The organism is Paenibacillus sp. AK121, from assembly GCF_019042715.1.
GTDB lineage: Bacteria > Bacillota > Bacilli > Paenibacillales > Paenibacillaceae > Paenibacillus > Paenibacillus polymyxa_C.
Window position 1 is genome coordinate 49,802 of record NZ_JAHPJM010000008.1, and the last position, 23,557, is coordinate 73,358.

Annotated in this window: 2 protein-coding genes; both read right to left on the bottom strand. The window is 43.8% G+C overall.

Annotated elements, in window-relative coordinates:
* Positions 1–6 precede the first annotated feature (6 nt).
* Positions 7–7,773: a non-ribosomal peptide synthetase gene (locus KSP24_RS15760; protein ID WP_216975707.1), complete on the bottom strand. Its 7,767-nt coding sequence runs from the start codon at positions 7,771–7,773 to the stop codon at positions 7–9.
* Positions 7,774–7,789: 16 nt separating this feature from the next.
* Complete coding sequence (locus KSP24_RS15765; RefSeq protein ID WP_216975709.1) at positions 7,790–23,539, bottom strand: non-ribosomal peptide synthetase; 15,750 nt, start codon at positions 23,537–23,539, stop codon at positions 7,790–7,792.
* Between the last annotated feature and the right edge of the window lie 18 nt (positions 23,540–23,557).

Consider the following 23,557-nt stretch of genomic DNA (forward strand, 5'->3'; position numbering starts at 1 on the left):
CACCGCCTAGGAAGATGTATTATTTTTATAGTAGGCCATAATCTCATCCAAATCGTTAATTGAAAGATTCTCATCGCTCACATCTGCGGGAGTCCATTCCTTCTCCTTCTTTTCAGAGCAATGCTCAATAATTTCTAGCAAACGACTTTGCAAGAAATTTCCCAATTTTTGAATACTCGATTCAGCATATTCACGACTGCTATACTCAATCCCGAGGGTTAATATCCCCTGTTCGATACTGCCATTAATATCAAGCACAAATGGTGTCTCGGTCTCCTGACTTACCGTCCGGCCCGGAGAATACTTTGATTCGACAAATAAAGGCGCAACGGAGCCTGAATCAATCTGGCCGTGATAATTAAAACGGATTTCAGGTGCAAAATTTCCCTGATTAGTACTTTTCAAATCGTGTAGGGTCATATATTCCAGAATTCCGAAGTCAATGCCCTTATTAGGAACACGTCGCAACGCTTCCTTGGTCAGCTTAATTTGGTAAGCTAAATCGGTATTATGCTTCATATCCAGATGAATAGGATACATCGTAGTAAACCAGCCGACCGTTCTGGTTATATCTATATCATCAAAAATCTGTTCCCGTCCGTGCCCTTCCAACAAAATGGTAAATTCGTCATCATCAGTCCAGTCTCTCAATGCCAGCCCAAAGGCTGTCAACAGTAGATCGTTTACATTCGTACTATAAGCCTTGTGTACATCCTTCTGTAGACGATCTGTTTGTTGCTTGGAAAGCCTTACGTTGCAGATTTCCAGGTCTTTCCCTCTTCTGTCAGCGGCCGGATAGTCTTTATGAAGCGGTTTACTGGCATGACGGATTACATTCTCCCAATAACGTTTGTAACGAGCTGGACGCCCACCCTTTGCATCATCACCAAGGCGATGGGTCCAATCCTTCCATGAATGGGTCTTCGCCTGAAAGAGGATTTCTTCATTATTAAGTGCCTGCATATACCCCTGCTCCAAATCTTCCAATAGAATTCTCCAAGAAACTCCATCTACCACCAAATGATGAATCGCGAGTAGTAAGTGATCACCTTGAGCGGTGTGAAACAACCCCGCTTGCACAAGCGGACCGCTTTCTAAATTCATGCGCCGCTGAATCGCTTCGCTGAGGGTCTGGATTGCTTCTTCAATGGATGACTCATGGCTTACATCCAGAGCAGTAAGAGCATATGCCTTTCGATTCGTACCATGAATGATGGGAATAATTTTGTCCTGATTCGCTGTATATGTCATTCGTAAGGCATCATGATGCTCAGTCAGCTTACACAACACCTGATCGACCAGTTCTTCCTCCCACCCATTTTGGCTATACAACATAACGGCCTGGTTCCAATAGTTGGATTCCGTGAACTTTTGTTCAAAAAACCATCGTTGGATAGGGGATAGCTCAGCCTCTCCTTCAATAATCCCTTGCTCGGCTTGAACACTGACTGCTCTTAGATCTGGAGTCAGGCTACCTATCGTTTGATGACGGAAAAGGTCCTTAATTTCCATGCGATATCCGTGCTTGCTTAGACGTGTGGAAATTTGAATAGCTTTAATCGAATCCCCGCCCAATTCAAAAAAGTTATGATTCGTTCCGATAGGAGCATAGCCAAGAACCTCTTGCCAGATTTCCGCCATCAACGTTTCAACCTTATTGGATGGAGGAATATAATCTACCTCAATCGACAGACTGTGATCAGGCTCAGGCAATGCTTTTCTGTCGATCTTGCCGCTCGATAGATAAGGCATAGCTTCCATAGATACGATATAAGCAGGCACCATATACTCGGGAAGGACTTCTTTAATACGAGCCTTTAATGCTTGTACATTGAATTCCTGGGCATGTTCAACATAGGCGCATAAATAACTTCCCCCAGAACGGTCATCACGAGCAAGCACTACTGCCGTCTGTACCCCTTCGTAGGCCAGTATTGCCGCTTCAATCTCACCCAGTTCGATCCGGTAGCCCCGAATTTTCACCTGATGGTCGATCCGACCCATATATTCAATGTTTCCATCCGGCATCCATCTCGCCAAGTCTCCCGTTCGGTACATCCGTCCCCCCGCCGCATAGGGGTCCGCTACGAACTTCTCCTCCGTCAGTTCTTTCCGATTCACATATCCCCGGGCTACGCAGTCCCCTCCAATGTGCAGCTCGCCCGGTACACCTATCGGCTGCAATCGGTCTTTACGGTCCAAAATATACAATTTTACGTTATCAATCGGCTTCCCGATCGGAATGCTCTCTGGTTCCTGCTCGGCAGGACAGTCGTAATACGCCACCTCTACCGTTGCCTCTGTCGGTCCATACAGGTTGTGCAACGTGGCTCCTTCGGCTCCCAGCAAACGGTTAAACCGGCGGACATGTTCTGTCATCAGCGCTTCCCCGCTGGCAAATACTCGCCGGACACTGCGCATTTTCCTAGCGGCTCCGCTGTGCTCGGTGTACTCCAGGAATGCTCCCAGCATGGATGGTACAAAATGGATCGCTGTTACCCCGTTGGCCTCCACCGTTTCGGCTATCGTTGCCGGGTCTTTCTCGCCTCCCGGCTCCAAAAAGCATACTGTCGCTCCCTGAATCGCCCACGAAAACAGCTCCCACAACGATACGTCAAAGGTGTAAGGCGTTTTTTGCAGGATCACATCCTCCGCTCCAAACGGAATTCGTTTTTCCATCCAGTGCAGACGGTTGATCAGCGATGCGTGCTCAATCATGACCCCCTTCGGCTTGCCGGTGGAGCCTGACGTATAAATCACGTACACCAAATCGGTTGAGCAGTTAACGGGTTCCGGGTTCTTCTCGCACTCTTCTCCTGTAAGCTCCATCCCCTCCATCAGCAGATCTTCGATAGCGATCAGCTCGCGATTGGCTCCATGCGGATGAAGGCGGTCCAACTGATCCCGCTGGGTCAGCAGGATAGATGCCTCGCTATCCTCCAGCATGAATCCCAGCCGTTCTTCCGGGTCCTCTGGATGTAGCGGCAGATACGCCCCGCCTGCCTTCAAAATCCCCAGCAGGCCGACGATCATCTCCAGCGATCGATGAACTGCGATGCCCACCATTTGGTCGGGCCCGATCCCTTTCTTCCGTAGGACGTGAGCCACCCGATTCGCTTGGGCATTCAGCTCCCGGTACGTCAATTGCCGATCTTTGTATAGGGCTGCCGGATGTTCCGGTGTTCGCTCCACCTGCTCCTCAAACAATTGATGAATCGTCTTCTCCCTTGGATAAGGCGCAGCCGTCCCGTTGAATTTCTTCAAAATCAATTCTTTTTCTACCGCTGTTAACAAATCGGTATCACCTATGGTTTGTGTGCTATTAGCTACAAACGACCTTAGCACCACCACCATATGATCCAAGAAGCGTTCAACAGTGTCCTTTTGGAACAAAGCACTGTTATACTCCAAATTTAAATGAAGGTAGCTACCTGTTTCTTCCGCACTCAAGGTTAAATCAAATCGGGATACACCTGGATTGAACGGAAACGGTTTGAATTCCAACCCACTAGATTGTAGCGGCTGTCCTTTTGTATTTTGCATGACAAACATGGTGTCGAAGATCGGGCTTCGGCTCACATCTCTCCGCAGCGCAAGCTTTTCGACCAATTGCTCAAAGGGATATTCCTGATGCTCAAAAGCAGATAAAACCGTTTCCTTAACTTCGTCCAGAAAAGCTGAAAGACTCTTCTCCGCTGAAGGGCTAGTACGCAGTGCCAACGTATTGACAAACATGCCGACGATCTTTTCCGTATCTGGATGTCTTCTCCCAGCAACCGGTGTACCGATGACAATGTCGTCTTGTCGTGCATGCTTGGACAAAACAACGTTATATACAGCCAGTAAAATCATGAACAATGTACTTTGAGTTTCAGCTGCAAGTTTGTGAAGTGGCTCTGTTATATCATCGCCCAGGATTCGGGATACCGTGTTACCTTCATAGCTTTGAATAGACGGTCTTGGGAAATCCGTTGGTAGCTCCAGTACAGGCGGCTCATGTTTAAAGAGATCCAGCCAGTAGGATTCCTGCTCTTTAATAAATCCATGATTTATTTGCTCATTATGCCAGTTAGCATAATCTTTGTACTGAACGGATAGAGGCGGAAGCGCCTGTCCATCATATGCTTTTACAAATTCATCCATAATAATAGACATAGAAACGCCGTCCGAAATAATATGGTGTAAATCAATCAGCAGCATATTTTTGTTCTCTGTCAACGGGATCAGCTCGCCTCTTAATAAAGGGGCACGGCTCAGGTCAAACGGTTGGACGAATTCACTTAGCACCGTTTCTATATGCTGTTCCTCTGAATCCTCTTTGCTGGTCAGACTATGAATTTTCAACTCAAATTCTACTTCGTCATGTACGCTTTGAACCGGCTCTCCGTTGATCCATGAGAAAGAAGTGCGCAATGCTTCATGCCTGTGAATCAGAGTGTTGAAAGCCATTTTCAACCGTTCCTGATCCAGATGTCCTTGAACGAGCATGACAGAAGGCATATTGTAAACCAGTTCCGCTCCTTCAAGTTGATGCAATATCATCTGACGTCTTTGCGAGGAGGAAACTGGATAATAGGTTTGATCAGAAAGTAGAGCAATTTCGGTAAATGTACCTGCCCCTCTCCCGATTGTACGTTCAATGAGTTTGCTCATGCTTTCCACAGTTGGGTACTCAAATATTTCACGCATAGGCAACTCGACCTGGAATTCTCGAATAATTTTCCCGATCAGTATTGTAGCCTTCAGCGAATGTCCACCCAGTTCAAAAAAATGGCTGTGTACACCTATGGGGCTCACATGCAGAATATCCTCCCACAAACGTACTAGACGAGTTTCTGTATCTGTTCGAGGAGCTACAAACCCCTGCTCCCGAATCACATGACGGGACTCAGGAAGCGCTCCTCGGTTCACCTTTCCATTAGGCGTAAGAGGTATCGTAGCCATCTGTATCAGATGAGCAGGTACCATATACAAGGGCAGAGACGCTTTCAAATAGGATCGTATTTCCTGTGTTAAGAGTTCATGGTCCGAAACAATATAAGCGCATAAATACGTTTCGTCCTCTTGGTCTTTTCTAGATAGAACAACGGCTTCTCTGATGTCATGATGAGAGAGCAGGACCTTCTCGATTTCTCCAGTCTCAATACGATATCCACGGATTTTCACCTGGTGGTCTGTTCTTCCGAGATACTCCACATTGCCGTCGGGGAGCCACTTCGCCAAGTCCCCTGTCTTATACATACGCTCTCCGAAAACGAAGGGACTATCCGTGAATCTTTCGTCCGTTAGATCGGGTTGATTAATGTAGCCTAGGGCTACTCCTGTACCAGCAATATAAAGTTCGCCCGGAATACCAACAGGAAGCAATCTCCCCTCCTGATCCAAAATGTACAACCGGGTATTGTCAATAGGCTTACCAATTGGAATACTCTGCAAATCATCTCCATCCGGGCAATCAAACCATGTTGCATCCACTGTTGCCTCCGTTGGTCCGTATAAATTATGCAGAGTTGTGCCATTCGGCTTTCGAAGCAAAGTATTAAACCGTCTGGCTTGCTTTACTGTTAGTGCCTCCCCGCTAGCGAAAACTCGTTTAATACTGCTGAGTTTCCCCTCTGCTTGGTGCTGCTCAACATACTCCAAAAAAACAGACAACATGGAAGGCACAAAATGAAGGGTTGTAATTTTCTGTTCTGCCACCGTGTCCACCAGTAGCTTGGGATCCTTCTCCCCATCAGGCGGAAGAAAGTAGACTGAAGCTCCGGCTATAGCCCACCAAAATAGTTCCCATACAGAAACATCAAAGGTGTAAGGCGTTTTCTGTAAAATGATATCGTCCACACCAATCGGATACTTTTTTTGCATCCAATGAAGTCGATTCACTATAGAGGTGTGACGAATCATAACTCCTTTAGGCTTACCTGTAGAACCGGATGTATAAATTACGTAAGCTAAATCTTCCGGCCCACTGTAAGGTTCAAGATTAGTTTTTTCAGTTGGCCAGTCTGCTCCGATCGCAAGCACGCTGATATTCGCTGAAATATCCTTCAATGTAGTTTGGATTTCCTGTTGCACCAGCAGGATGGAAGCGCCGCTGTTACCCGCTATATATTGAATTCGTTCCAGAGGATCCTCTGGATTGATTGGCAAGTAAGCTCCCCCTGCCTTAAGAGTAGCCATGATTCCGACTAACATCTCCGGTGAGCGATAGGCTGCAATCCCAACAATCTGGCCGGTTTGAATCCCTTTCATCCTCAAAACGCGAGCCAAACGGTTAGCCCGTTCGTTCAATTCCAGATAAGTTAGCCGCTCATCAGCGAATGCTGCTGCCAAACGATTCGGCGTCAGCGCCACCTGCTCTTCGAATAGCTGTTGAATCGTTTGACTTTGAGGATATAAGGCATCTGTATCATTAAAATCTCGCAGGATTCTGTGTTTTTCCTCGCCAGAAAGCAAATCAATATCATCCACATTCATATGCGGATTAGAAACTACCTGTTCAGCTATTTGTTTTAGGTGCAGTTCAATTCTTTCAATATCTGAAGCTTGATAAGCAATACTGTTATAGCCAAACTTAACCTTCAATTCTTTACCAGGAATGACTCCAATATTAAAATCATAATTCGTTTGCTCAAAGCCCTCGGTTTCCACAATTGAAACAAGCTGTTCTCCTTCACCACCAGCAAGCTCTTCAGTAATTGGGTAGTTCTCGAACGCTATGATATGGTGGATTAAGCTCTTGCCCAGTGGGGTTAGCATCTGAATATCAGCCAAGGATAGAAAATGGTACTTCCCCGATTCCATCATATTCTGCTGAAATTGCTTGATTATCTGGGAAAATGTTTGTGCTTCTTTATGACAAATACGTACAGGAATCGTATTAATAAATAATCCAACCATTTTCTCCGACCCTTCCAGCTCAGCTGGACGGCCGGAAACAACGGAACCAAATACCACATCTTTGGTGTTATTGTATCTTTGCAGCAACAGACCCCATATCCCATGAAATACAGAACTTAAGGTTACCTGATTTTGTTGTGCTATCATTTCCAAACCACGGGTTAACTGCTCGTCCAAGGTGAAAATATGGTTGTTCAGCTTGTAGCTTCCATCCTCAGTTGACTTGCTGCTAAGAGGTAAGCCACTTTGCTCTTCCACACCTGATAATTGTTGTTCCCAATAAGCAAGAGCTGTCTTCTTATTTTGCTGCCCTAACCAACTGATATACCGGCTATATGGAAATACTGCGTCCAATTCTGGCTTCTTCCCGAGGGAATAAGCTCTGTAAATTTGGAACAGATCCTTCGCAATTGTACCAATACACCAGCCATCCATAATGATGTGATGAAAGCTTAGAACCATTTTGCAGCTTGTATCACTTAATGCAAGAACACTTATCCGAATAAGGAGATCCTTTTCCAGATCAAAACGCATTTTCCGATCATTAATCGTAAAATTATCAACATATAAACGTTGTTCTGCTTCATTTAATTCCGTAATGTCTCTATAATCAATCGTTGCCTCTTTATTAGCCAGCACGACTTGTAACGGTTGGTCTGTTTCTTTATAAACAAACACAGTCCGTAACACATCATAACGGTCAATTAGGGTTTGGAAGCTTTCTTTCAGCGTCTCTGCATTCAACCGTTCATTTAAGGTAATGACCGTTTGATCAAAATATGCTTCTGAGTGCTCGTCTAAAATGGAGTGATATAGAAGCCCCTCCTGCATGGGTGTCAATGGATAAATGTTTTGAATGAGTGCGTTTCTCATACGGCTCACCACTTTGCTACAAGTTTAGTTTGTTACTTAAAAGTTGGGACAGGTTCTGAAACTCATCGATTGACAATTTGTCATAGAGAAAATCAGTTGGACTTTGTTCCGTTACTTGTTTGCTGCAGCAATGGTCGATTAGATTCGTCAAATGTTTTTGGAATAAAAACAATATTCGTTCAATGGTTTGTTGCTGGTATTCTTGCTTGTTATAGTTGCATGTAATAATTAACTGTTCACTCTCATTAATAATGCAGTTGATATCTAACGCTACGGATCTTTCCGTAAAGGAACTAGCCTCTTCTCCTGAAGAAAATTTAGAAAGTGTAAATACATCTGTATCTAGTTCCGTATCAAAACGCCCCATATAATTAAAGGCAATTTCAGGAGCGGCTTGAAAGGCAGTCACACCAGACTCATTCACTTGAGCATAGTTTAATACCCCATACCCAAAGCCCTTGTTCGGTATCCTTCTAAGGCTATCTTTGATGTTCTTAATCTGATATGAAAGATCATGCGCATTGTCCACATCCAGTAAAAATGGATACATTGTTGTGAACCAACCAACGGTTCTGGAAATGTTCATTTCCTGAAACACTTCTTCTCGCCCATGCCCTTCAAGATAGATCAACACACGAGACTGCTGAGTCCATTCTTTGATACTTAATCCAAGAGCAGTGAGCAAAATGTCATTAATTTCAGTATTGTAGGCCTGGTGCACCTGTCTTAATAATTTACTAGTGTTCTCATTATCAAGTGAGACACTTACATTTTCGCTATCACGCAACATATTGGTTTCATAGGAGCTATCTTTAGGTAACGTTCCAGACTCGGTTTGCTCCAGCTGTGTCCAGTATTCCAGTTCTTGTGCCAGCTCCTCGCTTGTTGCATATTGGCTTATTTCTTGTGCCCAAGAGCGGTACGAATCTGTTTTGTCTGGCAAGAGTAGTGCTGCCCCCTGCTGATATTGCTGATAAAGGGACGTAAAATCTTGTAAAATAATTCTCCACGAAACCCCATCAACTACCAGGTGATGAACCGCAATGAGCAGGTGATCTCCCTCAGCAGTCCGGAATAATCCCAGCTTTATTAAAGGGCCGGTTGTGAGATCGAAACTACTTTGAATAGCCGTTGCTTCTTGCTCAATCCATGCTTCTGCTGGTAGACCTTCAGGCAGTGATTTTATCGTCAAGGATAGTGGTTGATTGTTTAGCCCTTCATTGTATTGAACGACGCGATCTTCTCTCTGACAGAATGTCATTCTTAAGGCATCATGCTGTTTAATGATGCAGTCAAATGCAGCCACAATCCCTTGCTCATCAAAACCGTCTTCAGAAAATAACATGACGGACTGGTTAAAATGCTGAGGACTTATCTTCTGTAGATGGAAGAATCGCTGCTGTATTGGCGTTAAAGGCAGCTCTCCCTCAATAGCTTCCTGACTAATCTTCCGACGGATTACCTTAACGAATGGGCTCAATTGTCTAATCTGAGGGTACAAAAATAATTCTTTAATGCTTAGCTTGTAGCCATGTGTGTTCAAACGCGAGACGATTTGCAGACCCTTAATAGAGTCTCCGCCCAAATCAAAGAAGTTGTGAGTTGCACTCACGCCTGTTACGGCAAGCACTTCCTCCCATATTTGGGCCAGCAATACTTCAGTCTCACCTGTTGGTTCCACATACTCCACTTCTAAGGCACCGCTCCAGTCAGGTTCAGGTAATGCTTTACGGTTAATCTTTCCGCCAGGTGTAATGGGGATCACGTCAAGCGGAACATACACCGAAGGTATCATGTAATCAGGAAGCTCCTTAGCCAACTGCATTTTGATATGATCCGTATCTAATGGATTAGCTGAAACCACATACGCGCATAAATAAGAACTTCCCTTATTTTCTTTGACCATTACGACAGTTTCCTGAATATCAGCTATGCCTAAAAGATGGTATTCAATTTCACTAAGCTCAATCCTATAGCCGCGAATTTTGACCTGAAAATCGGATCTACCCAAGAATGCAATATTACCGTCAGGCAAGTATTTAGCTAAATCTCCTGTTTTATAGAGCTTTTCATAGCCAGGCATTGAATAAGGATTATCTATAAAGCTAGCCTTCGTTTTAGTCGGATCATTCAAATATCCAATCCCAAGTGGTGTACCTGCAATATACATTTCTCCTGCGATTCCTACGGGAACCCTTTTTAGTCCAGGGTCCAATATATAAATCTTGGTATTGGCAATTGGCTTTCCGATAGGAATTCTGTCTTCATCTCCTGTCACTTGATAAGCAACACAGCCTATACTTGCCTCCGTTGGACCATACAGGTTCGTGATTTGAACATGAGGAAAAATGGTTAAAAACGTATGAACCGTCGATGGCGTAATTTCTTCACCACCAAGAATAACTTGTTGAAGAGAATCCAATTGCTTGGTTCGAGTTGAATTTTGGTCCAACTGGTTGACAATAGCATTAAATACGGATGGAACGAAGTCTGTAAAAGAAATACGCTCCTGTTCAATGATATTCGTCATGTACGTAGCATCCACGGTCATGCCTGTTTCCGGCAACACGGTCGTTCCGCCGTTCATTAATGGCCAAAACAATTGCCATACCGCGCTGTCGTATACATGATGAGTCGTCTGGAGAACACTTTGTGCAGCCGATGTTCCAAAATAGTCGTTCATCCATAGAAAACGATTGGTGATTCCTTTATGGGCAGCAATAACTCCTTTGGGTTTGCCAGTTGAACCCGAAGTAAAGATTACATAGATTGGTGATTCCATATCTACATCTACTGCCGGGTTACTGATAGCGTTACTCCTCTTTTCGACTACAGAGCAGTCTATAACTAGATACTCTTCAGCATTTATTTCTGAACTGATAGGTGTACTTGGATTGACCAATAGGGTAGAACTTCCCAAATCCTGCAGGGCGCTCTGTAAGCGGTCAATAGGCCACTCTGTATCAAGAGGCGAAAAAGCAGCCCCTGTTTTCATAACAGCCAGTATGGATACTACCAGTTCCAGGCTCCGTTCCATGAGTATAGGCACATAACTTCCAAGTCCAATTCCTTTAGCCAACAAATTGCTTGCTATCGCGTTTGCCTGATCATTTAACTCCTTGTAGGTCAGCACCTGATCTTGATAGATAACAGCTTTAGCATCCGGTCTTCTATCAGCCTGCTCCTCAATATAATGATGTATGGGTCTTGGCTGTGGATAAGCTATATGAGTGCTGTTATACCGTTCCTCCATAGCAGCCGCTTCTGTTGCGCTTAGAAGATTAATATCAGTCAATGCCATATCAGCGTTTTGGACTACTTCCTCCAATACATTCAGGTAATGCTCGACGAGAAGCTCAATTGTTTCTTTTTTATACAGTTTTGTACTGTACTCAAATTCCAGATGAACTCTCCCAGCCTTTTGTTCGGCATTCAGTACAAGATCGAATTTGGAAATACCCGTTTTGAACGGATATAGCTCAAAATTAAGGTTATCGGCTTGCCACTGCTGTGCATCCGTATTCATAAAGGAGAACATCGTGTCAAACAACGGATTTCGACTCAGGTCTCTCTTGATGGACAGCTTATCGACCAGTTCGGCAAATGAATACGATTGATTTTGCAGAGCTTGCAGCGTGTTTTCTTTTACTTCGTTCAAAAAGGTTTTGAAGCTCTTATGACTAGCCGGATGGTTTCGAATAGCCAGGGTATTGACGAATAACCCTACGATCCCATTGGTATCTGCATGCGTCCGTCCAGATGTTGGAATGCCGATTACGATATCTTCCTGTCCCGCATATTTCCCCAGCAGCACATTATAGGCAGCAAATAGAAGCATAAAGAGTGTGCTATCTGTTTGAATACACGTGAGATTCAACTGTACTATAAGCTTTTCGGACAGTTCGACTTTCACCATATCTCCAACAAAACTCTGCAACTGTGGCCGCTGATAGTCTGTAGGCAGATCTAGTACGGGAAGTTCTCCTTTGTATTGCTCAAGCCAATACTGTTCTTGCTTTGCATGAATTTCTGTATTCGATCTGAGCCAAGCAGAGTAATCTTTGTATTGAAGCGGTAAAGCGGGAAGTTCTTCTCCCTTGTACAGCTTGTTCCATTCGTTAATAATAGTGTCGATAGAAGTACCATCAGCTATCAAATGATGCATATCAATAATAAGCATAAACTTATCATGATCCATTTGAAGAAGCTCCGCCCGAAATAGTGGGGCTTTACCAACATCAAAAGGACGGATGAAATTATGGATCAATGTATCTATGCCCTTTGTCGTAATATCACCAGCAGCCCGGGCAAAGCCAAGTTCAAAGCTTACCTCTGGTTGTACAAATTGCACCGCTCTATCATCCACGTATCCGAACGAGGTCCGAAATGCTTCATGCCGGGCTAATAATTGTTCAAAGGTACGCTCCACTCTTCTTCGATCTACATGACCTTCGATCATCAATGCTGCCGACATGTTGTAAGCCACACCCGTCTCATCTAGCGGTAGCACGGCCAACAATCTGGATTGTGCTGGAGAAACCTCATAATAAGCTCCCTCAGTCACTGCCTCAATTCGTTGGTAATCTGTGGGTTTGGCAGCAAGAATTTTCTTGGAGAGCGCTTCGATTGTTGGTGCCCCAAATATATCTTGAGTTGAAATTTCGATATGAAAGACCTCGTTGATTTTCGCAGTCAACAGGGTCGCTTTCATCGAGTGCCCACCTATTTCAAAAAAATGATCGTGTATACCAATCGGAGAAATCTCCAGCAGATCCTGCCACATTTCGATCAATAGCTGCTCCGTTTCATTATTGGGCCCAACGTGCTGTAATTCTTTGCTAGAATGCTCCCCTGGTTCAGGTAATGCACTTTTACTAACTTTGCCGTTTGCTGTCAGCGGCATCGCATCCAACAAGAATACATGGGCTGGTACCATATAATGAGGCAGGCTTGACGACAGATAGTCTTTCAAAACATCTACTGTAACCGATTCCCGTAAAACGGCATAAGCGCATAAATACGGATTGTCATCTGTTCCGTTAATCACTACTGCTGCCTCTTTTACCGCTCTATGAGCCAACAATGTGCTTTCAATTTCACCTGGCTCAATCCGGTAGCCCCTGATTTTAACTTGTTGATCTGCGCGGCCAAGATACTCTAGCGTTCCGTCAGGTAACCATCTCGCTAAATCTCCTGTTCTGTAGAGCTTCATATTGTCCAAATAAGGGTGTGGGATAAATTTCTGCGCCGTAAGCTCAGGACGATTGCGATATTCTCGCGCCATTCCTTTACCCCAAACGCATAATTCTCCTGAAAGCCCTATTGGCCGCAACTGCAAGTATTGATCCAGAATGAGAACGCCCGTATTAGGAATCGGCTTTCCAATACACCCCACTTCTTCAGGCCCCATATCTCGTAACATCGTTGTAACTACACTATTTTCTGTTGGACCATACTCATTGAACAATTGAATGCCAGGATGTTTGGCTTGGCTGGCTTCTATCAACCGTTTCGTTGCTTTCTCACCGCCTAACGTTACAACCTTGAGAGACTTGGCTTCATCTGGAGTCAGACCCTCTATAACAGACATGTACATGGAAGGAGTACACACGAGATGTGTAATATGATTTGATAAAATTAAGGTCTTCAGAGCCGATAATTCACTCAGTTCCTCATTCGTAGGCAGCACTACCGTACTTCCAGACAACAGCGGAGTAAAAAAGGCACCCACAAAAGCATCAAATGAGCTAGACAGCATTGGCAGGATACGGTCTGCTGCTTCTAGTGCATATTCATTTATTCTCCAAGACAACGTATTTAATATCGCTCGATGCTCAATACAAACTCCTTTAGGAGTACCGGTTGAGCCCGATGTATAGATCACATATGCCAAATGACTTGAATCCGATTCCCACTTTGAAGACAACTTGCTTTCTGTTTTATACCACTCATCATCGTCCATATTTAGGACTAAACCTTCATAAGTTGTAGCATTGTAATTAGATGAGTCATTCAACAACAGGAGAGCAGCCCCGCTATCCTCAAGCATAAAGTGAATTCGTTCTTCTGGATAAGAACTGTCGATTGGAAGATAGGCGCCACCGGCTTTTAAAATAGCCAACATACCAACGGCCAAATCTAATGAACGGGCCGCCATTAAGCCGACTACAGTTTCTGCCCCTACTCCCCGCTTCATTAATGCCCTCGCCAGCTGATTTGATTTCTCGTTCAGCTCTTTATAAGTAATCACATGTCCCTGATGAACTACAGCTACATGATCCGGACTTTTGAGAGCTTGCTCTTCGAATTGCAAGTGCAACGTTTCTTGTCTCTCCACTATCGATGAAGAGAGCAGATCAAAAGTGTTAAAGCCGTGTATTAGCTGCAACTTCTCTTCCTCAGGTAACCATTCCAACTTCCCAATCTCGCTCCAAGGTTGTTCTAAAATGGAGCGTAATATTTGTATATAGAGGCTAGCAAGGCGATCAATCGTTTCTGATCGGAACAATTGGGTACAATAATTGAAGCGTAAGGCTAGACCCTCCTGCCATTCGTCAGCACTTAGTACCAAATCAAATTGGGAAATCCCTGGATTGAATTCACTTGGATGAAATTTTACTCCATTGGCTTCAAGAGAACTCATTTCAAAATTCTGCATGACAAACATCGTATCAAACAAAGGATTGCGTCCTTGGTCACGGCGGATATCCAGTCTCTCAATCAATGCTTCAAAAGGATAGTCTTGATAATCCATAGCTCGCAGAGTCGTTTCCTTGACCTCTTGCAAAAACGAATGAAAACTCCGCTGAGGAGACGGACGGTTCCGCAAAGCTAACGTGTTAACAAACATTCCTATCATCGTTTCCGTGTCCGGATGCTGGCGTCCTGCCACCGCTGTTCCTACAATAATATCTTCCTGACCCGTATACTTTGCGAGCAGTATATTGTAAGCCGCAAGCAGGATCATAAAGGCCGTAGTCCCCGTATTTTTGGCAAGTTTCTTTAATTCCTCTGTCATTGCTGAAGTGATGTTATACGACAATACAGCCCCTTCGTAGCTTTGATGTAATGGTCTAGGGAAATCCGTAGGCATTGCCAGTACAGGTAATTCTCCGTTCAAAACATTTTTCCAATAATGTTCCTGTTCAAACAAACGGTTGCTGGTATATTGTTCCTTTTGCCATACAACAAAATCTTTATATTGAATTTGTATCGGAGCTAACATTTCACTCCGATACAGCTGTACGAGTTCATTAAGGAAAATGGATAACGAAAGCCCATCTGCAATACTGTGATGCATATCCATGACCAACATATGTTTATTAGCTTCAAAGCGAAACAATTCTGCTCTGAAAAGTGGCCATTGGCGCAGATCAAACGGACGGACAAACAATCGACTCATCTCGTCTGCATCTTTCTCCAATATTTCTGTGACTTTGATTTCAAAAGCCGGCTCATCATGAATGACTTGTACAATTTCGCCATCCACGATATTAAAAGAAGTACGAAATGATTCATGACGCCGAATCAAATCCAGGCAAGCCTTCTGAAGACGGGGGATGTCTAGATCCCCATCAATACGCACCTGGCCCGTAATATTGTAAGCTGTACCTATCCCCATATCCTGCAAGACAAACATACGTCTTTGGGCATCGGACACTGCATAATGCGTACATTCTTCGAGCTTTTTAATAGAAACGGCTGTACCTTGTTTGACTCCTTCGATCACCTTGGTCAAGGCCGAAACTGTCGGTGAATGAAAAAGTACATTCAAGGGGATTCGTTTGCCAAACTCTTGATGAACTCGGGCAAGCAAGAGAGTCGCCTTCAACGAATCTCCTCCTAGATCAAAGAAATTGTCATCAGATCTAACACGATTCAATCCCAGCACCGTTTCCCAAATTTCCCCTACTTTTCTCTCCGTACTACTAACTGCCTCACCAGGTTCTTTGCTAACAGCTTGTTTCATAGTAGAAAGTTGCGACAAATCTACATATCCCTGCGAATTTAAGGGCATGTTTTCAAGCTGAATGATCTGTTGAGGTACCCATTGGTCTTGCAAATGATTTCGCAATTGCTTGCGTAGGATTTCCTCTATTCCATCATTAATACTCGTAACATATGCAACCAAATGGGTATCTGCTCTGTCCTCTGTACTCTGAACTATCACTTGGCACTCGCTAATTTGTGGAATAGAGGTAATAAATCGTTCAAGCTGTTCAGTATATATGGCATGTCCTTTTATATAGGCTCGCTTCTGAACAGGTCCCAACAGTCGCAATTCACCGTTTGCGGTTCGCAAAGCCAGGATTCCTGTCGGTAAATACACTGAATTTTCGGAAGGAGATTCGTTTTCCTGTACTACATGCAGTTCCCCGATCGTCCCCACAGGCGCAGGTTGCAGATAATGATCCAGTAAATAGATGGCTCTTGGTGAATCGTTGTCCGTGATGCCGCTGGATTCGAGTTCCACATAGTCCCTGTAGTTTTTAACCCCATATTTCAGTTCATCCTGATTTAAGAGGGAGATATCTACAAAATCCCGTTCCTGCCCATCAGCAATCGTATTCAGGATGTGTAAAAAATACTCTGCCCAAATCTGCATTGTTTCCGGTGCGGCCAAGCTGGCTTTAATATCAAAATCAAACCAAAGCTCTCCCTCGACCTCCATCACATTGAGAAACATGTCATATTTGGAGTACAGGATCGGCGTCGGTATCAATTCGACGTCCAGTCCATGAAAATGAAAATTCTGCATTGGTCGATCCATATTGAAGATGACATTCATCTCAGGTATCCGTATGTTCTCAATACGCTCAATCAGATCAGCAAAAGAGTAGCTTTGAAGCGGTTCGACCTCCTGCATGACTTGCTTAACTTGTGCCATATACTTAAATAAAGAATCTTTACTGGTAATATGGCTCACAATCGGCAGCATGTTAACACAGTTACCGATCAAATTAATTTGTTCCATTCTAGACTGTCCAGAGGTAGGAATCCCTACTACTATCGTTGTGTTTCCAGTTAAGCGGTGCAGAAACACCTTATATGCACTCAGCAGTGTAACAAACAAGCTGTTACCCGCTTTAATGCTAAGCTTTTTCAACTTTCTCGCCAGCGTACTGTCTGCCCGAATATTTATTCTTCTTCCTCTATACGATGGTTTCTTCATGCCACCGTCCTCAGACGGAATGTCCATGGCGACAGGGACGGAATCCAATGTCCGTGCCCAGTAAGAAACTGCCTCACTCACTCCTGCATGTTCTAGCTCCAACTGTTGCCAAGCTTGAAATTCTCTGAATTTTGGCGGTACAGGCAACGTGACTATATTTTCACCTTTGCAGAAAGAAGTGTAGGCTTGCTCCCATTCACGGATAAACACTGCCATCGACCAACCATCAGCAACAATATGATGAAATGTGAACACCACAATATGTTCTTCCGGTTGTAAACGTAAAATGTGAGTTCGGAACAGCGGATCTTTGGACGTCAAATCAAACGCCCTTTTTCCCTCTTCTTCAAACCATTGCTTGACCTTTTCTTCGTGCTCTGATGGAGGAGATCCTGAGAAATCACTCAGTGAGATGACCACATTCACGTTGTCAAGAACATGCTGTTCTTCGCCATCGAGGTCAATAACCGTCCGTAGCGACTCATGCCGGTTCACAATTGCTTGAACTGAACGTTTTACAGTATCAAGCTGCAGTTGACCCTGCATCCGCAAGGCTGCTATTTCATTGAATGCAGTGGATGAATCACTTCTGGATTGCGTAGCAAACCAAATTTGCTGCTGCTCCTTTGTTAAAGGGAACGATGGGGATTCGATGGGAACCACATTATTTTTTCGGTTTCCATTTCCATCCGGTGATGGCGTATTGTCAGGTAAGAATCCCGCTTTTCTCAATTCCTCCACGCTTTCCTTTACAGCCTGTGTAATTTGTTGAAGGTCCCCATCTGTATGAGCAGTCGATAAAAAGCAATTGCGACCTTCCCAAATGTAAATTCCCTTGTCAATCAGCAGATGGAAAAAGAGCTCAATGTCGCCAAACGAAACAAACCGGAATAGTGAGCCATAGTTCACCATGTGGATAGGTACACTATTTTGTTTAAAATAAGTATTCAGCTCTGCTACCCATTCGTTGGTTCTTCGGTTCAGTTGTTCCTGAAGATTCGGCCCTTCAGACTTCAAATATTTCAAAGTCGCTAGAGCCGTGTGCATGGTCAGCGGATGTGTGCAGAAAGTACCGCCTACGAATGTTTTAATATTCGTATTTTCCGGATAGGAGTCGTCTCCGAACGACCACACACCTCCATCTACAGTGTCCATAAACTCTGAGCTTCCGGCGACAATGCCAACAGGCATACCTCCACCCGCCACTTTTCCGTAAGTAACTAGATCAGCTTTAATTCCAAACCAGGCCTGAGCACCTCCTGGATGAATTCTAAATCCTGTAATTACTTCATCAAAAATAAGTACCGTTCCCGAATTTGCTGTGATCTCGCGAATTTGCTTCAAGAACTCCTTTGGTTGCAAATCCGGTCTGCGACTCTGTACAGGCTCAACCAATACGGCAGCAAGTTCATGTGCATAATGTTTGATAGCTTTTATAGAATCCGGGTGATTATAAGGGAGTACAATAACATCCTCCATCATGCTCGAAGGAATTCCCGGTGCCATGGGTAACGCCTCTCCTCCGCTTGAGTTCGGATCGGACACAGCCAGTACACCATCGAACGTTCCATGGTAAGAACCAGCAAACAGCACTATTTTGGAGCGTCCTGTAGCCGCTCTAGCCAAACGTAAAGCAACCATAACAGCTTCTGACCCCGAATTATAAAAGGCAACCCGCTCCACACCTGTCAGCTCGCTAATCAAGGCAGCAACCTCACCTGCTGTATTTGACATAGGGCCGATCGAAGGCGTACGGTCGTGCACATTGCTCCGCAAAGTATCGGTTAGCCAAGCTGGGTTATGACCCAGTAAATGAACCCCGAAGCCCATAGTTAAATCAATATACTCATTCCCATCCACATCCCATATCCTTGAGCCCGAAGCGCTCTCTGAAATGATAGGATATACGATTTCTTTCCAATAGGACCGGAACCCAGACACATGACGATTATTAGCATGAACCAATCGACTATCCTGGGTGTATTTCTTGGACCCGAGGGTTCGTTGAGTATGTCGTTTAATAAAACGCTGTAAGAAATCATTTTGCCGCGCACTGTATCCACTTTCCTCACCGATTAGTAGAGGTTGATAGGGTACAAAGGGTTTGGATTCAGTAGTTGTATTCACTTTAATTGTAGAAGTGATAGGCACGTCAGTTGCCACAGCATGCAGAGATGTAGGCTGAGCACTGACTGTATCTTTGTTTGTTGTTAACGATGCAGCCTGAATAGTTCCCCCTTGACCGCCACTAAGCATCTCTAGTTGTTTGGTCAACACTTGAGTAAGTCCAAGTTGTTGGTTGTTCAGTAATTCAATTTGTTGAGAGAGTAACTTTTCCAGGCCACCAAACTCGAACGAAGACTTTGCAGCAACCGTATTTTCTGGATTGACTTCTGTCCGATCATCGACCGTACTTAGAGCATCAGCAGCCGCTACCGATTGGGTGGTATATGTCAAATCTGAAATAAACGTTGTTAGACGATCCAGGTTTGTAACACTTTCAAAGAAGTGGTTCATGGGAACATCCACATTAAATTGTTCTCTAATTTCTTTTTGAACTTGAACTAGCATAATTGAATCCAAGCCCATTTCGAGAAAATGCATCTGTTCATCCAGTTGTTCCACCGTAAAACCGGAAACTTTACTGATTACATCTTTTAATACTTTGGAAATCTTCGCTGTGTAGTCTAGCTGATCTGTAGCTTGCAGTTCTTTTGGATACGCGGACTCCATACTTTTCTCCTCCCTGCCTACGTTACTTATCTGCACTACTTTTGGAGTAAACCAGCAACGATTTCGTTCAAAAGGGTACAAAGGCAGCGACTGGATTATTTTGATATCATCCGCATAAAGCGCTTGCCACGGAATAGCCATACCTTTGACGTACAGTTCACCCAATTGGCGTAGAGCGTGAACATCTGTATGTGCACTTGCTCTAATGGCTGTAATCAATCGACCTACCGTATCATCTTTTTCCCGTTTATGATCAACGCTCTGTTTATGAGAACCTATATACATATCAGGCGCATTCTCTTGTTTGTTCCCGGAAGTCCATCGCTCCAACTTGTGTAATAAATCCTCTGGACTGGAAGTAATAACTGCTAATTTATGTTCCATATGAGCTCTGCCGATATGTGTGGTATAGCACATCTGCTCCAAGGAAACCGCTGGATTTTGGCGTAAATAGTCCACATATTCCTCAACCAAATGATGCAGACTTCGCTCATTTTTTGCAGAAACCGTAAAAAGATGAACGCCATCCGGCGTGTTTACAGAATCATCATCTGTTCGCGTTTCTATAAACTCTTCCATAACAACATGAGCATTTGTTCCACTGAAACCAAAAGAACTTACTCCGCAGCGAAGTGGGGCATCATTTGAACTTAAATCCGCTACTTCTGTCGTTAAATAAAACGGCGACAATTCAAAATTAATACGGGAACTAGGCCTCTTAAAATGAACCAACGGAGGATTCTTCCTCGTTTGCAGCATCAGAACTGCTTTAATAAGACTGGATATTCCTGCTGCTTCAAATAAGTGACCAATATTGGGTTTAACAGAACCGATTGCACAAAATTGTTTTTTATCCGTATATTTTTCAAAGGCTTGTGTCAATCCCGCGATCTCAATAGGGTCCCCCAGTTTAGTTCCCGTTCCATGAGCTTCGATAAATGATAGAGTTTCCGGGTGAATAGCCGCATCATTCCAAGCGGCCTCTACCACTTCTGTCTGTGCGGAAGGACTAGGTGCAGTAATACCTACCGTTGTACCATCCTGATTCACCGCACTTCCTTTAATCACAGCATAAATACGATCTCCGTCTTGCAATGCTTGATCGAGAGGCTTCAACAGGACCGCTGCAACCCCTTCTCCCACACCTGTTCCATCCGCCTCTGCATCAAAGGTACGAGCTCTGTAATTTGGCGATTCCATATCTAGTCCCAGCTTCACTGGTAATAGCATCGTTCGGATTCCTCCAGCAATTGCCATCTTACAATCGCCCGTCGCTAACGCCTTACAAGCCATATGAATCGCGACAAGTGAAGAGGAGCACGCCGTATCCACTGTTACTGCTGGACCTTTCAAATTAAGAAAGTAAGAAATTCGACTTGCCAGCACTGACGGTAAATTCCCAACAATATACTGGTGAAATTTGTCCGGTTCTCCTTTAGAGAGCATCCGCTCATAATCGTAGCCCACTTTTGAGAAGCCGACGTAAACTCCTACCTTTTGTCCGTGAATCCGATCCCCTGCATAGCCCCCATCCTCAAGTGCATGCCATGCGGTCTGAAGGAATAATCTCTGATTTGGGTCCATATAGCTTGCTTCCACAGGACTCAGCTTGAAGAACGCATAATCAAATTTATCAATTTCTTCTAGGAAGCCGCCTTCTATGAACTCTTCTTCTCCCTTCCTTTGATCCACAACTGATAAATAATCGATGGCGTCTTGCTTACGTTGAGAGCTTAAGTTCCTGATACAGTCATCGCCCTGAACAATATGATCCCAATACTGTGACACAGATGAAGAACCAGGTAAGTCCAAAGAAAGCCCAATAATAGCCACGTCCTTGCTATGGTTGTGATCCGTATCATCTGTAGGAATATGCTGTTGTTCAGAATCGGCAGGGCTCGCCAAAAATTCTGCCAAGTGAGCTATTGAGGGGTGATCAAACAAATCGGTAACTGCAAGCTTAATCCCCAGCTGATTTTCAATTTTGTCTGTAATCTGAACCAGTTGTAGGGAATTGGCTCCTAAATCAAAATAGCTATCTCTCGTATCAACCTCTTCCCTAAGTAATACCTCGCAGCAAATATCGTGAAGTACTTTTTCGATCTCAAACGAAAGTGTAGGCAATTTTTGATTTTTGTTTTCTTGCTCCATGATCCCTTTTAAAACTATCGAAGTCTCCTGATAATGTCCCGCTTCATACTGAGCCGCAAGCTTATACCTCTGTAACTTCCCACTGGTCGTTTTGGGCATTTGCTTAATAGGTATAATATCGTGAACCGCCCATCCTCCATGACGATACAAATGTTTTTTTAATTGAGATGCAATTGGAGAAAATTTTTCTATCGTCTTTTTGGATACGACAAATACCACAATTTCCTCTGATTCCATCCCATTTACACGAACTCCACACGCCGCCACACGATTAAGTTCGACTCCTTCTACTTCCTCAGCGATACGCTCGATGTCATGAGGGTAAACGTTCTGTCCATTTACAAATATGATATCCTTTGCTCTCCCTGTGACGACTAATTGACCTTCACGGAAGAACCCCAGATCGCCAGTTCTCACCCATCCATCTAATGTCAAAAGTTTGGATGTCGAATCTTCGTTGTTATAGTATCCTTTTGTAACATTTTCACCTTTGATTTGTATGTGCCCAATAACGCGATCTGCGACTTCTGCATCCTCGTCATTGCATATTCTGATTTCACAATAATCTAACGACTGACCGACCATAACAAATGGCAGAGCATTATGAAAAGTCTTGTCTACCTCCAAGACGGACTCTCCAATGTTTAAGTGCTTACGATCAACATAAACGGTTATATATTCAGTATCGATTGGCGGGATAGCAACTGCAACCGATGCTTCTGCTAAACCATATGATGTTCGCATAGTCGTTCTTTTTAATCCAAAAGGAGCTAATTTGTCAAGAAAGGTGTCACACAATTCAGGAGAGATAGGTTCAGCACCATTGATGATGGCACGGATCTTGGACAGGTTCCAGTTCTTCACTTTTTCAGGTTTGAAAAATTGCATGAAATACTTATATCCGAAGTTTGGCGATGAAATAATGCTTACTTGATGTTCACTAGCTTTTTTTATCCAAAGTACTGGCTGACGAATGAACAGCGAAGTCGGCATAATGAACTGATTCACTCCAGCAACTAATGGGGTAATATGATTGTAAATTAAACCCATATCATGGGTTAGAGGCATCCACTGCAAGAATGAATCTTGCTCTGTGACGACTGTCCTATTTATAATTCCACTTGTGTTATGAATGAGATTATGATGTGTAAGGATGACTCCCTTAGGATCACCTGTGGAACCGGAGGAGAACTGAATAAATGCTATATCCTCCATCTGAGGGGTGTGTATCTTTGCAAAGGATTGCTTGGGTTGTTCATGGTCTTGAAGAAGTAATTGATGACGATGGCGGATATTTTCGAATAGGTCATCTTGGTTGCTTTTCAATGTATATTTCTCAAGGTCTTTTAATATTTTGGGCTCGATGAGTAAAAAAGGATCGTTAAGAACATCCCAAATTTTAAAAAGTTTCATTCTATGCTCATCATTGTTACCGATGCTGACAGGTACCGGAATCATGCCACCAAGAATACAAGCCCAAAACGCTTTTACAAAATGGCGATTATTTTCTATTTGAAATACAATTTCCTGTCCCTGCCTAACTCCTGCATCCTGAAGATTCCCCAGAAATGCTAGAGCTTCCCAATATAAATCTTTATAAGTAAGTGTTGTTTCGTTTTGATCCGATTCAATAAAAGTAATAAATTTATGATCACACTTTCCCCGTTCTGTAATAACATCAACCAGTGTTTTGAACCTATTTGTATACATGCTATTCCCCCGTATATC

Bases quoted from the DNA above. Each gene is read 5' to 3' on its own strand.
- KSP24_RS15760 (WP_216975707.1), bottom strand. From the start codon at position 7,773: ATGAGAAACGCACTCATTCAAAACATTTATCCATTGACACCCATGCAG.
- KSP24_RS15765 (WP_216975709.1), bottom strand. From the start codon at position 23,539: ATGTATACAAATAGGTTCAAAACACTGGTTGATGTTATTACAGAACGG.